Raw genomic sequence first — 11,946 nt, forward strand, 5'->3', positions numbered from 1 at the left:
CTCCTGACCGATTCCCATGCCGATCCAGCGCCAGGCCTTCGCTGCCGATATCCCCGCCCTGTGGGCCCTGCGTACCCGTGCCATCCGCATCGGCTGCGCCTCGCACTATGCCCCGGACATCCTCGACGCCTGGTGCGCCGCCGGTCCGCCCGACCGGATGGCGGCCCTGCTGGCGGCAGGCGGCGGCCTGCTGGCGGAAGAGGATGGCAAGATGCTCGGCTATGCGATCCTGGACCTGGACACGGGCGAGCTGGACGCCGCCTTTGTCGACCCCGCGTACGGGGGACGCGGCATTGGGCGCCGGCTGCTGGCGGCGCTCGATGCCATGGCGGCGCAACACGGCCTGGGCCGCCTGTTCGTGTCGGCTTCGCTCAACGCCTTGCCTTTCTACGAGCGCGCCGGCTATGTGGCGCTGCGGCGCGAAACCTATCCGCACCGTAGTGGCGTCGCGCTAGCGTCGGTGTTCATGGAAAAGATGCTTCCATGCCCCTAGCATGGACGATGGGCGGCCCCTTCGCTACACTGGGCCAGACTGTTCCGGAGATGCCATGCGCCCCTATTGTCGCTATACCCTGCTGCTGGCAGCCTGCCTGGCGGCTCCGCTGTCCGCGCAGGCTGCCGAAGCTGCCGAGACCGTATCTTGCGACAGCTATGCCGCCGACCTGGCCGCCATGGCCAGCGCCGACCAGGCGATCCGCACGCGCATCGATTTCCTCGACCCGCTGGGCCCGAAGCAGGTAAAGCTGTCAGGCTATATGCGGCTGGTGGACCGGACCAATACGGCGCGCCTGAAACGCCTGGTGGCGCGCTGCGGCTGGCCGTCGAGGAAGGGCGTGGGGGACCAGGCCGCGGGCAACGCCTGGCTGCTGGCCCAGCACGCGGACCACGACCCCGCCTTCCAGAAGGAGGTGCTGGTCCTGATGGAGCGCGAGGCCGTCGCCAGCGGCGGAAGGGTCGACCAGCAGTTCGCCGTGCTCAGCGACCGCATCGCCGTCGCCGAAAAGCGTCCGCAGCGCTACGGAACGCAGCTGGCGTCGCGCTCGGACAGTGCCTGCGACCTCGATTTCGCGCCGATGGACGACCGGACCCTGGTGGAGGAGCGCCGTGCCCGGCTCGGCCTGCCGTCGCTGGAAAAGTACAAGGAACTGGTCCTGCAGCTGCAGCATTGCCCCGACAGCAGGACCGGCGAGCACCATTACGCGGCGCCGCCGGGCGGCCGGACGCTGCCGCCCATAGGGAAATAAACGTCGGCGCCTCGGCGCCTTTCGTCGACGTGGCGCCGATGGCGTGGCGCGCGGGCAGCCGCGAGCACTCAAGCATGTTCGAGCACGATCTTGCCGACCGCGCGGCCGCTCTCGATCAGCGCATGCGCGCGGCGCAGGTTCTCGGCCGAGATGCTGCCGAAGTGCTCGCCCAGGGTGGTGCGCAGGCTGCCTTCGTCGACCATCTGCGCGACCAGGTTCAGCAGCTTGTGCTGCTTGATCATGTCGGGCGTCTCGAACATCGAGCGCGTGAACATCAGTTCCCAGTGCAGCGAGATCGACTTGCGCTTGAGCGGCACGGCATCGAGCATGGCCGGGTCGTCGATCAGGGCGAACTGGCCCTGCGGGGCCAGCACGTCGACAATGGCGTCATAGTGCTGCTCGGTATGGGTCAGGCTGATGACGATGTCCACCTCCGGGAAACCAAGCGCTTCGAGCTGCGCGCGCAGCGGCTGCGTGTGGTCGATGACGTGGTGGGCGCCCAGTTCGCGCACCCAGTTGCGCGTTGCATCGCGCGAGGCGGTGCCGATCACGGTCAAGGCGGTGAGCTTGCGTGCCAGCTGGAGCAGGATCGAACCGACGCCGCCGGCCGCGCCGATCACCAGCAGCGACTTGCCGCTGCCGCCGCCTTCGGCGATCCGGAGGCGGTCGAACAGCAGTTCCCAGGCCGTGATCGCGGTCAGGGGCAGGGCGGCCGACTGGGCGAAGTCGAGCGTCGCGGGTTTATGGCCGACGATGCGCTCGTCGACTGCGTGGAATTCGCTGTTCGCACCGGGGCGCAGCAGCGAACCGGCATAGAACACTTCGTCGCCTTCCTTGAACAGGCTGACATTGCTGCCGACCGCGCGCACGATGCCGCTCGCATCCCAGCCGAGCACGCGCGGTTCGGTGACTGGCACACCGAGGCGGATCTTGGTGTCCACCGGATTGACCGAGACGGCGCGCACCTCGACCAGCAGGTCGTGCGGGCCGGCCAGCGGCATCGGCAATTCGGTCTCCTGCAGCGAACGGGGGTCGGCGATGGGCAGGCCGTGCTGGGTATACACCACTGCTTTCATGTTGAATCTCCGGTAAGTGTTGATCCAGGCGCCCGTTCCATGGCAACCCGGTACGGAACAATGCGGCTGAAGAGCGCTGCCGCCCATCGGGGCGCGCCCTCTAGGCTGCTGCGTTCATCTCGTCCGCCAGCATGGCCACCAGTTCGCCCGCCGGCATGGCGCGTGCCTGGCCCACATTGGTGCCGCCCCAGTTGACCGAGTAATCCTGGCTGCCCTTGGCGCAGGCTGCCGCATGCAGGGCCTTGGCGGCGTCGTAGGCGATCGGGTAGTCGGGCAGCGGCGGATGGCCGGCTGCGCCGACCTCGGTGAACATCCTGTTGACGATGCCGCGTGCCGGCCGGCCCGAGATGGCGCCGGTGAGCTCGGTGCGCAGCGCGGCGCCGCGGGCGAGCAGCGCGCGGTGGTGCGCCGTGGCCATCGACTCCGGGCAGGCGATGAAGGCGCTGCCCATCTGGACCGCGCTGGCGCCGTGGTGGAACGCGCTACGGATATGTGCACCATGCATGATGCCGCCGGCGGCGATCAGCGGCAGCGACACCTTGCCGCGCAACTGTTCCAGCAGCGCGAAGGTGGGCAGCGCGGGATCGGGCGCGGCGGGGTCGAACATGCCGCGGTGTCCGCCGGCCTCGATGCCCTGGGCGACGATGGCGTCGATGCCGGCCGCCTCGATCTGCAGCGCTTCGTCGAGCGAGGTCGCGGTGGTGAACAGCACGATGCCGGCCGCCTTCAGCGCATCGATCCTGTCCTGCGGCGGCAGGCCGAAGTGAAAACTGACCACGGCGGGACGCAGTTCCAGCAGCAGCTCGAACATCGGCTCGTCGTCCAGGAAGCTGCGGTAGATCTCGCCCAGCGCGGCGGGCGGCCGGGCGCCGAATCGCTCGAAGTGCGGCCGCAGCCAGTCCAGCCAGGCGGCCTCGCGCACCGGGTCGGCCTGCGCCGGCCGATGGGTGAACACGTTGACGTTGAACGGCCGGCTGGTCTTCTCGCGCACCGCCCCGATCGCCGCGCGCGCCTGCTGCACGGTCGAGGTGCCGACGGCGACCGAGCCCAGTGCGCCGGCTTCCGAGACGGCGATGGCCAGCGCCGGGGTCGAGACGCCCGCCATCGGGGCCTGGATGATGGGATAGCGGATGTCCAGTGTCGACAACAGGTCGTGGCGCATGATGGCGGCTTCCTTGGTCAAGTCCAGTCATGAGTATAGCCACAGCGGGGCGCTTACGCTGCGCGCACGAGCAGGCAGGCCAGTACCAGCATCAGCGAGCCGGTCAAGGCTTCGATCGCGCGCCACACCGACGGACGGCCGAGCACGGAGGCAAAACGCCGCGCGCCGAGACCGAGCAGGGAGAACCACAGCACCGATGCCGTCATCGCTCCCAGCGCGAACGAGGGACGGGCGTCGCCGCCAAGGCTGCTGCCCACCGCGCCGAGCAGCACCACGGTGTCGAGATAGACGTGCGGATTGAGCAGCGACAGTGCCAAGACCGTGGCCAGCGCCCGGCCCAGCGTCACGGTGTTCGCCTCGGCCGGCAGCGCCAGCGATGCGCTGCCTCGCAGGCTGCTTCTAAAACAGCGCCAGCCATACCAGACGAGGAAGGCGGCGCCGCCGTAGCGCGCCACCGCCATCAGGGTGGGCGAGGCTTCCACCAGCGCGCCCAGCCCCGCGATGCCGAGCGCGATCAGCGTCACGTCGACGACGATGCAGGTGGCGACCGTGGCCAGCACGTACTGGCCGCGCACGCCGGTGCGGATCACGTGCGCATTCTGCGCGCCGATGGCCATGATGAGGCTGGCGCCCAGGCCCAGTCCCTGCAGGAAAACCTGTTGCGAAAACATGATGCTTCTCCAAGAAAGACCCCATGCTCGCGGACGCACGACGATAATTCAAATATATTCATGTTTTCTAAACTTGCTTAAGCAAAACTGATCCGATGCAGATTGATCCCCGCCGTAGCGCCGCATTCATTGCCGCCCTCGACACCGGCAGCCTGGAAGCGGCGGCCGCCCAGCTGTCGATCAGTCCCTCGGCCGTCTCGCAGCGCATCTCGGCGCTGGAGCAGGACTTCGGCACGCCGCTGCTGGTGCGCAGCCGTCCCTGCCGTCCGACTGGCCCGGGCACGCGCCTGCTGCAGTTCCTGCGCCGCAGCACGCTGCTGGAATCCGAGTTCCTGGCCGAGATGGGCATGGACGAAGGCCCGGTACGCGTGGCGCTGGCGGTCAACAACGACACGCTGGCCACCTGGCTGCTGCCGGTGCTGGCACCGGCCCTGGCGAGCGAAGAACTGCTGGTCGAATTCGTGCTCGACAACCAGGGCCATACCTTCGCCTTGCTGGAACAGGGGCGCGTGGTGGCCTGCGTGTCGGGCGAGGCGGCGCCGATGCACGGCTGCACGGCGAGCCCGCTCGGCCAGATGCGCTACCGGATGGTGGCCTCGTGCGGCTTCGCCAGGCAGTGGTTCGCCGACGGGTTCCAGCGCGAGAGCGCGCGGCGGGCGCCGGTGATCGTGTTCGACCGCAAGGATTCGCTGCAGTCGGCCTTCCTGCTGAAACACTTCGGGCTGCCGGAGGGGTCGTATCCTTTTCACTATGTGCCGGCCAGCGACCCGTTCGCGCGAGCGATCCGCCAGGGCATGGGCTATGGCCTGCTGCCGCTGGAGCAGTGCGAAGCCATGCTGCGCGACGGCAGCATGGTGGACCTGGCGCCCGGCCTGCACGTGAACGTGCCGCTGTACTGGCACGCCTGGCGCATCCAGCCGCCGCGCCTCGAACGCATGGGTGCGGCCCTGATCCGGGCCGCGCGCGAAGTGCTGCTGCCCATGACCTAGGACATGGGCGCTGTCCTGGCGCGAGCGCCAGGCCCGACTTCAGCGATCAGGTACCGATCCTGCCGCCATCGTTCTTGGTGATGACGATGGTCGCCGAGCGCGGACGCTTGCCGGCGCCGTAGCCGGCGTTGCTTGGCCACTGGCTGGTGTACCTGGCCGGGTCGCCGACGTTGCTTGACGCGGTGGTCTCGCCCGGGTGCTGGATGTTCACGAACAGTGCCTTGCCGTCCGGGGTCTCGGCGATGCCGGTGATCTCGCTGCCCACCGGGCCGACCAGGAAGCGCTTGAGCGTATCGGGCGTGGCGGCCTTGCCGACATAGGTGTCCACGCTCAGGGTGGTGCCGTTGGCGCGGGGGTAGTTCAGGGTGAGCTTCCTGCCGTCGCCTACCTGGCCCGGTACGCCGGCCAGCATCATGCAGTTGGTGACGTCGGTATATGCGCCGTCGTCGGTCTGGATCCAGCAGATGCCGGTGGCGGTGCTGAAGGCCAGGCCGTCCGGGCTCGAGAAGTCCTGGTCGGCGCTGAGGCCGGACAGGTTCACGCTGGCGGCGGCGGCGCCGGCTTCGGCGCCGAACAGGTAGACGTCCCAGGTAAAGCCCGTCGCGGCCGCACCTGCCGCGCCTTCCCTGACGCGGATGATGTGGCCGTTCACGTTGCCCTGCTGCGTGCTGGTCCCTTTCATGTCGGTATACGCGCGCGGGTTGGCAGCGTCCGGTGCGGCCTGGCTCGATCCGCTCGGCTCGGCGCGGCGGTTGCTGTTGTTGGTCAGCGAGAAGTAGACCTCGCCGGTGATCGGATGCACCGAGCACCATTCCGGACGGTCCATCCTGGTCGCGCCGACGGCGTCGCCGGCCAACCTAGCATTCACCAGCACGTCGGCCTGGTCGGCGAACTTGTAGCCGGCGTAGGCAGCAATCAAGGGGTTGGCGATCGACAGCTCGATCCACTGGCCGGTGCCGTCGGCGGCGAATTTCGCGACGTACAGCTTGCCGCTGTCGAGGTACTTGTCGCCGGTGGCGATGCGGTCCGCCGGGGTGGCGTCGGCGGCCGTCCAGACGGCATTCGACACGTACTTGAAAATGTATTCGTTGCGCGAGTCGTCGCCCATGTACACGGCCAGCGGCTGGCCCGCGACCACCTTGCCGAAGGCGGCGCTTTCGTGGGCGTAGCGGCCCAGCGCGGTGCGCTTCTTGATCGGCCTGGTCTTGTCGTAGGCGTCCATCTCGACGATGTAGCCCATGCCGTTCATTTCGTTGCGGTAGTCGTCGCTGCCATCGCTTGACGCCCCGGTCTTGCTGATGTTCCAGCGCTGGTATTTGTCGTCCCGGCCGCCGGTTTCCCAGCCGTGGCGCGAGCTGGCGCCCTGGTCGCGGCCATAGCGCTTGAGCGAAACCACGCTCTTGTCGCCGCGCGCGGCGTCGTCGGTGGCGGCGCGGGTAAAGTAGCCCGCCCAGTTCTCTTCGCCCGACAGGTAGGTGTTCCACGGGGTCTTGCCGGTGCCGCAGTTGTTCAGGGTGCCGCGGATCTTGGTGCCGCCGGTCGAGTACCTGGTGACCACCAGCGCATTGCCGCGCACCGGGCCCGAGAGCTCGACATCGGTCTGCTGGTGGACACGGCGGTTGAAGCCGGAGTCCTTCAGGTATGCCCACTTGCCGCCGTTCAGGCGCACCTCGACCACGGACAGGCCGTGCAGCGCCATTTCCTTGTCGACCTCGGCGGCCGGACGGGGCAGGCTCATGGTGCCGCCGTTGGCGTGCACGAAGAACGAGGACAGCTTCTCGTCGGTGGTGGCTTCGTGGTTCATCGCCAGCAGGCCGCGGTCGTTGGCCGTGGTGGACGCGCTACCGGTGCTCGAGAGTGGGAAGAATTCCATGCCGTCGTGGTGGTCGCCGGCGCGGTTCTCCATGTCGGTATCGGTACCGTCGTTCCTGTAAGCGGGAGTGGTGGCGGTGAGCGGGTCGCCCAGCGCATACAGGACCGATGCGGTGTAGCCGGCCGGGACCAGCACCGTATCCGCCAGGCTCTTGGAGACGGCGCTGAAGCCAAGCAGCCTGTCGGCCGGCGGTATGTCCACGACAGGTCCGGCCGGCGCGCTGGCGCCGTCCGACCCGCCGCAGCCGCTCAGGCCGATGGCGCCGAGCAGGGCGGAAGCGGCGCTGGCGGCGCCACCGCGCAGCAGGCTGCGGCGGCTCAGGCGGGATTCCAGCACGGTACTGAAATGTTCGTTCGACGAGACGTTCGTATCGATGTCGTCGTGGTCGACAGGGATGCGGGCGAAGTCGGTCGGCTTGTTCACGGGGATCCTCTGGATGGTTAAGAAGGTCCGTGCATGGTACGAAGCCAACATGACTGGCCTGTGACGCGCATGAGCAGGCCGGTGCGGCCGGGCGTCATGCAGATACTGCTGGCCAGGCTGGCCAGGCTGGCTCCTTGCGCCGACCGCCCGGCCCGATCAGGCCTGGCGCTGCCCGAAGGCGATGCAGGCGGCACCGGCCAGCGCCAGCGCCACGCCGGCATAGTCGGTCCAGGCCGGCCTGATGCCGTCGACCACCCACAGCCAGGCCAGCGCCGTGGCGATGTACACCGCGCCGTAGGCGGCATACACGCGGCCGCTGGCGGCCGGGTGCAGGGTCAGGAGCCAGACGAAGACGGCCAGGCTGAGCGCGGCCGGCAGTAGTAGCCAGGCGCTGCCCTTCCCGGTCAGCCACAGCAGCGGCAGGTAGCAGCCGAGCAGCTCGGCGATGGCGGTCACGAAGAACAGGCCGGCCATGCGGCCGAAGGAAAACAGGTCGGGAAACATCGGATCGCGCGGGTTGTGGAAAAGCGCCATCTTATCCCCAGCCCGGCGCTACAGGGTGGGAAGGGAAGCATGCGCGCTGCGCCACCGATCCGCGTTCCGGCGTATCCTTGGCGGCACAATCATTCTGGCGGCGGATACCTTGAGCGAGCGGACACTTTCGGCAATCAAGCTGGGCGCGCAGCAGCTGGCGGACGTGGTCACCCTGTCCGCCCAGCAGCGCTACACGCGCTTCGTGCAGCAGGTGGCGCGCAGCGGCGAAGTCTGGGGCCTGTACCGCGACGGCTGGGCGCTGGCCAGGACCGACGACGGCACCCTGGTATTCGCCATGTGGCCGGCCAGCGAGTTCGCCGACCTGTGCGCCGAATACGAGTGGGATGGCTACGAGCCGCAAGCTTTCGCACTCGATGAGCTGATGGGTGACCTGCTGCCGCAGCTCGAAGAAGACGGCGTCCTGCCCGGCATCTTCTACACCCCCGGCGACCGCGGGCTGACGCCGACCGCCTACATGCTGCGGGTCGACCTGGAACGCGCGCTGGGCGAGCACTAGCCCGCGGCCCTATAGCCGGAGCTCGTAGCGCACGTCGTGCCGGTCGTGTTCCTGCTCGCCCTCGGCCAGGTAGGCATCCCAGCCCAGCCGCGCCGCGCCGCCCTCCAGGCAGGCATTGCGCACGTCGGCCGCGCGCAGCACCAGGCTCACTTCGTATTCGAGGGTCTGGCCGGTGAACATCACCAGCATGCTGCGCAGCGCGCGCGCCGCCAGGCCGCCGGGCAGGAAGCGGTCGAAGCTGGCGCGGTCCAGCGGTCCCACCACCAGGCGCAGGCGCAGGTCGCGCTGCCAGATGCGCACGCCCGCCAGCGCGCCGGCGCCCAGCACTGGATGGACGCTGCCCAGCACGCTCTGCTGGCCGGGCGGCACGTCGTACCAGCGGCCGATGAACTGTTCGGCGCGCACCGGCTGGCCGAAGTATTCCGACAGCACGCGCGCCAGTTGCACGCTCGACACCGGCCGGTGCCGCACCGAGGCGGCGAAGTAGGCGATCGACTCGTCCAGCACCGCGCCCTGCGCGCTGCCCACCAGGCGCCGGCGCAGCGCGCCATCGCCCAGGCCGGCCAGGCTCAGGAGCAGCGGCAGGAAGGGATCGTGGCCGTCGCGCTGGTACTGCAGCGCCAGCCGGTACTTGCGCCAGGCCTCGTAGAACAGCACCAGCGAGCGGCTCGAGAAGCAGTCGAGGAAGGCGCGCGCGCCCTCGGCTTCGTCTTCTCCCTTGTCGAGGGCCAGCTGTTCGGCGATGCGCTCGGTGTAGTGCAGCGGCAGCACGCCATGGCAGCCCAGCAGGCCCATGAAGGTCGGCGTCAGGCGCAGCTGCTTCAGGCTGCCGTCCGCCAGCGCCGCGGCCAGGGCCGTGGCCAGGGCCGGCTGCGCTGCCAGCTCGCGCGGTTCGGCCCCGATGGTTTCCAGCTCGCTGGCCGGGAAGGACAGCGACAGCGAGTTCTGGAAGCGCAGGTAGCGCGGCAGCAGGCCGCGCGCCGGCTGGCCACGCCGGCGCAGCCACAGTTCCAACATGCGCACCGCCTGGAAATACTCGAAGCGGTAGGGCTCGCGGAACAGGCGTTCGATTACAGCAGGCTCAATTCGCCGCTGCGGGGCTGGCAGGTCAATAGCGCTTCTCCGGTATGGGCCGACACGATCACCAGCTGGGTGAAGCTGTTGGCATGCACGTACAGGGCCAGGAAGCGTTCGATCACCTGGGCAAAGGCGTGGATGCCGCTGCCGACGAAGGCTTCCTCGTCGATGCCGAGGCGCACTTCGACGCCGCGCACCATGCAGGTAAACGGGTTCCCGGCCAGCCAGGCGGTGGTGGAACGCTGCGCGATCGTCCTGATGCCGCCGATCTGGCGCTGCGTGGACGGCGAGCGCGGCAGGTCGTACAGGGTCAGCATCTCGCGGAAGGCATCGACCCCGCCTTCGGCCAGCGACAGGTGGTTCAGCGCCAGGTGCGAGACCAGGCGCCAGTGGGCGCCGCGCCCGCGCGCGAAGCGGCAGGAAGCGCTCGGCTTGCGCAGGAAAGACACGGGGCGCGAATTCGAACCGCCTTCCAGGAACAGGTCGCCCCCCGCCTGGCCGTAGGAGAGCAGGGCGGGCAGGTCGCGGTTGGTGCAGGTGAGTTCGATGTTGAGGGTATCGGTTTCGACCTGGCCCGGATCGAAGTCGATGTCGACGATCGCGACCTGGGTCTCGTAGCCGGGGCTGGTCTCGCGCAGGGTTTCGTCGCGCCGGATCGTGTAGTAGTGGCCGGCGTCCTCCGGGGTCTGGGCGTGCTTCAGAGCGTAGAAGGGACGAAAGCGCACCAGCGTCTCGCCCTGCGGCGTCTGGCGCACCAGGTGCAGCGACTCGATCGCATACACCTCGTACGCGTAGGCGCGGCGCGCATCGGCCAGCACCGGATAGCTGGCGCTGGTATGCGTGACGCGCACCGGTTCGCCGCGCTGGCGGAACAGGTTGATCACCGGCGTGCAGCCCGCCAGCAGGTTGTTCGCGGACAGGGCGCCGAGCATGCGCGCCAGGTTCGAGTCGGCGCGCGGGCCGGACAAGGCCAGGTGCAGGGTCAGTTTGTGCGCACCGGCCGGCGCGTGCGCGGCCAGCGCATCGAGGTCGATGTCGATGAAGTTGAACTTCTCGGGATAGCAGAAGTATTCGGTCAGCATGCGGTAGGCGGCGTGCGAGCGCGCCGGGAAGTCGATCAGGGCTTCGTCTTCGCCAAAGCCGGCCGGATGCACGGGGATGGCCGGCAGCGCGCGCCAGATCCCGCCCTGGTCGGCCTCGACGTAGGCGGCGACGCTGCGCATGAACAGGGTATCGCGCAAGGCCGCGCAGAACGAAGGCTCGCCGTCGAGGAACAGGCGCAGCATGCCCGGGCCGCCGCGCGCCGCGCGCTCCTGGCCCGCGCGCCAGCTGAATTCCAGGCTGATGCTGGCGCTGGCATTGCCCGGCAGGCGCACCGCTTCGGGCGCCTCGATCACGGCGCAAAAGCTGGCGCCGGCCAGCGCCAGCGGCGCCGCCGGCACCGCATACACGGTGCGGAAAGTGCAGGCGGCGCCGCGCACCGGACGCGTGTTCAGCAGGGTGCCGCGGGCCACCGTGCCGGCGCCATCCTGGCCGGCCGCGCCATCGGCACCGATGCGCGCGATCGAGCAGGAAGGGAAGGGTCGCAGGTAATGCGGATACAGCACTTCGAACAGGGCCTCGGTGAATTCCGGATAGTCGTCGTCGAGGCGCTTGGCGATGCGTGCATTGAGCAGCGCGAAGGCCTCGATCATGCGCTCGGTGTGCGGGTCTTCGCAGGTCTCGCCGGCCAGCAGCAGGCGGCCGGCAATGCGCGGATAGCGCTCGGCGAATTCGCGCAGGCTGCGCCGCAGGTAGGCCAGCTCGCTTTCGTAGTACGGCAGCATCTGTTCCATGCTCACTCTCCCGCCGGCACCGGACGCGGCCCCTTGCCGGCCCGGCTGACGCTGTACTGCAGGTTCGAGGGCGTCAGCACGGCGTCGAAGCTGACCGGCTCCTCCGACATGCTGGCCACCAGCAGGGCCGTGATCGAGAAGTTCAGGCGGTTCACCGCGCCGCGCCCCTGGACGAAACTGGCGCTGGCCTTGCGCAGGCGCGGCTCGTGGCTGGCGATGGTCTTCTCGATGCTGGCGCAGATCGCGGCGCGCTCGAGCGGGCTGGAAAGGCAGCGGTCGGCGAAATCGCGCAAGCCATACGCCACCAGCGAGCGGGAACACAGAGGGAAATCCTTCAGCGTTTCTTCCGCCAGGCTGGCGCGCGTGTTGAGCAGGGCTTCCAGGTCGCGCGCCACCGCTTCCTTCAATTCCTCGATCGTCAGGCGCTGGGGTAGCTGGCGTGCCAGGGAGCTGCCCAGGGTGCTGGAAGGTCCCCGCTGCGGCGCGCCCAGCAGGCGGTCGAACAGGCCTGGCGTGTATCCCTTCATCGGCGTCTTCCCCGAATA

General features: G+C 68.9%; 12 protein-coding genes. 4 read left to right on the forward strand and 8 right to left on the reverse strand.

Going from position 1 to position 11,946, the window contains the following annotated elements:
- Nucleotides 1-16 precede the first annotated feature (16 nt).
- Complete coding sequence (locus LE190_RS07300) at nucleotides 17-493, forward strand: GNAT family N-acetyltransferase (protein WP_225238114.1); 477 nt, start codon at nucleotides 17-19, stop codon at nucleotides 491-493.
- Nucleotides 494-548: 55 nt separating this feature from the next.
- A complete protein-coding gene (locus LE190_RS07305; RefSeq protein ID WP_225238115.1) occupies nucleotides 549-1,244 on the forward strand; it encodes a DUF6624 domain-containing protein in 696 nt (231 codons plus the stop codon).
- Between the two features lie 68 nt (nucleotides 1,245-1,312).
- Here the strand turns inward: LE190_RS07305 and LE190_RS07310 are convergent, their stop codons facing one another.
- From LE190_RS07310 to LE190_RS07320, 3 genes are all read right to left on the reverse strand, one after another.
- Nucleotides 1,313-2,320 (reverse strand): zinc-binding alcohol dehydrogenase family protein, encoded by a 1,008-nt coding sequence (locus LE190_RS07310; protein WP_225238116.1) that lies wholly within the window; start codon nucleotides 2,318-2,320, stop codon nucleotides 1,313-1,315.
- Nucleotides 2,321-2,420: 100 nt separating this feature from the next.
- Nucleotides 2,421-3,503 carry an NAD(P)H-dependent flavin oxidoreductase gene (locus LE190_RS07315; protein WP_307734690.1) on the reverse strand — a complete coding sequence of 361 codons (1,083 nt, stop codon included), beginning with the start codon at nucleotides 3,501-3,503 and terminating at the stop codon, nucleotides 2,421-2,423.
- 32 nt (nucleotides 3,504-3,535) lie between these two features.
- Nucleotides 3,536-4,153, reverse strand: a complete 618-nt coding sequence (locus tag LE190_RS07320) for a LysE/ArgO family amino acid transporter (protein WP_225238117.1) — start codon at nucleotides 4,151-4,153, stop codon at nucleotides 3,536-3,538.
- Between the two features lie 95 nt (nucleotides 4,154-4,248).
- Here LE190_RS07320 and LE190_RS07325 point away from each other — a divergent pair, with 95 nt between their 5' ends.
- Entirely contained in the window at nucleotides 4,249-5,142 is an 894-nt protein-coding gene (locus LE190_RS07325; RefSeq protein ID WP_225238118.1) for a LysR family transcriptional regulator ArgP, read from the forward strand.
- A 46-nt stretch (nucleotides 5,143-5,188) separates the two neighbouring features.
- Here the strand turns inward: LE190_RS07325 and LE190_RS07330 are convergent, their stop codons facing one another.
- Nucleotides 5,189-7,438 carry a PhoX family protein gene (locus LE190_RS07330; protein WP_225238119.1) on the reverse strand — a complete coding sequence of 750 codons (2,250 nt, stop codon included), beginning with the start codon at nucleotides 7,436-7,438 and terminating at the stop codon, nucleotides 5,189-5,191.
- A gap of 156 nt (nucleotides 7,439-7,594) precedes the next feature.
- Nucleotides 7,595-7,912, reverse strand: coding sequence for a YnfA family protein (locus LE190_RS07335; RefSeq protein WP_225238465.1), 318 nt, complete (start codon nucleotides 7,910-7,912; stop codon nucleotides 7,595-7,597).
- Between the two features lie 169 nt (nucleotides 7,913-8,081).
- On the opposite strand from LE190_RS07335, the gene LE190_RS07340 reads away from it, so the two are divergent.
- Nucleotides 8,082-8,489, forward strand: a complete 408-nt coding sequence (locus LE190_RS07340; RefSeq protein WP_224947020.1) for a DUF2750 domain-containing protein — start codon at nucleotides 8,082-8,084, stop codon at nucleotides 8,487-8,489.
- A gap of 9 nt (nucleotides 8,490-8,498) precedes the next feature.
- Here the strand turns inward: LE190_RS07340 and tssG are convergent, their stop codons facing one another.
- Genes tssG through tssE form a run of 3 tightly spaced genes read right to left on the reverse strand, consistent with a single transcriptional unit; the run spans nucleotide 8,499 to nucleotide 11,928 of the window.
- Complete coding sequence (gene tssG, locus LE190_RS07345; protein ID WP_225238466.1) at nucleotides 8,499-9,596, reverse strand: type VI secretion system baseplate subunit TssG; 1,098 nt, start codon at nucleotides 9,594-9,596, stop codon at nucleotides 8,499-8,501.
- Complete coding sequence (tssF, locus tag LE190_RS07350; protein ID WP_225238120.1) at nucleotides 9,560-11,401, reverse strand: type VI secretion system baseplate subunit TssF; 1,842 nt, start codon at nucleotides 11,399-11,401, stop codon at nucleotides 9,560-9,562. The genes tssG and tssF overlap by 37 nt, the downstream gene beginning before the upstream one ends.
- Nucleotides 11,402-11,403: 2 nt before the next feature.
- The gene (gene tssE / locus LE190_RS07355) at nucleotides 11,404-11,928 is read right to left on the reverse strand and encodes a type VI secretion system baseplate subunit TssE (RefSeq protein WP_225238121.1); all 525 of its coding nucleotides are present in this window, start codon (nucleotides 11,926-11,928) and stop codon (nucleotides 11,404-11,406) included.
- Nucleotides 11,929-11,946 lie beyond the last annotated feature (18 nt).

It is taken from the genome of Massilia hydrophila (assembly GCF_020208145.1).
Taxonomy (GTDB): domain Bacteria; phylum Pseudomonadota; class Gammaproteobacteria; order Burkholderiales; family Burkholderiaceae_D; genus Telluria; species Telluria hydrophila.

Excerpts from the sequence above, each read along its gene's own strand:
- LE190_RS07325 (WP_225238118.1), top strand. The coding sequence starts at position 4,249 with ATGCAGATTGATCCCCGCCGTAGCGCCGCATTCATTGCCGCCCTCGAC.
- tssF (WP_225238120.1), bottom strand. The coding sequence starts at position 11,401 with ATGGAACAGATGCTGCCGTACTACGAAAGCGAGCTGGCCTACCTGCGG.
- LE190_RS07300 (WP_225238114.1), top strand. The coding sequence starts at position 17 with ATGCCGATCCAGCGCCAGGCCTTCGCTGCCGATATCCCCGCCCTGTGG.
- LE190_RS07335 (WP_225238465.1), bottom strand. The coding sequence starts at position 7,912 with ATGGCCGGCCTGTTCTTCGTGACCGCCATCGCCGAGCTGCTCGGCTGC.
- LE190_RS07305 (WP_225238115.1), top strand. The coding sequence starts at position 549 with ATGCGCCCCTATTGTCGCTATACCCTGCTGCTGGCAGCCTGCCTGGCG.
- LE190_RS07310 (WP_225238116.1), bottom strand. The coding sequence starts at position 2,320 with ATGAAAGCAGTGGTGTATACCCAGCACGGCCTGCCCATCGCCGACCCC.
- LE190_RS07320 (WP_225238117.1), bottom strand. The coding sequence starts at position 4,153 with ATGTTTTCGCAACAGGTTTTCCTGCAGGGACTGGGCCTGGGCGCCAGC.
- tssE (WP_225238121.1), bottom strand. The coding sequence starts at position 11,928 with ATGAAGGGATACACGCCAGGCCTGTTCGACCGCCTGCTGGGCGCGCCG.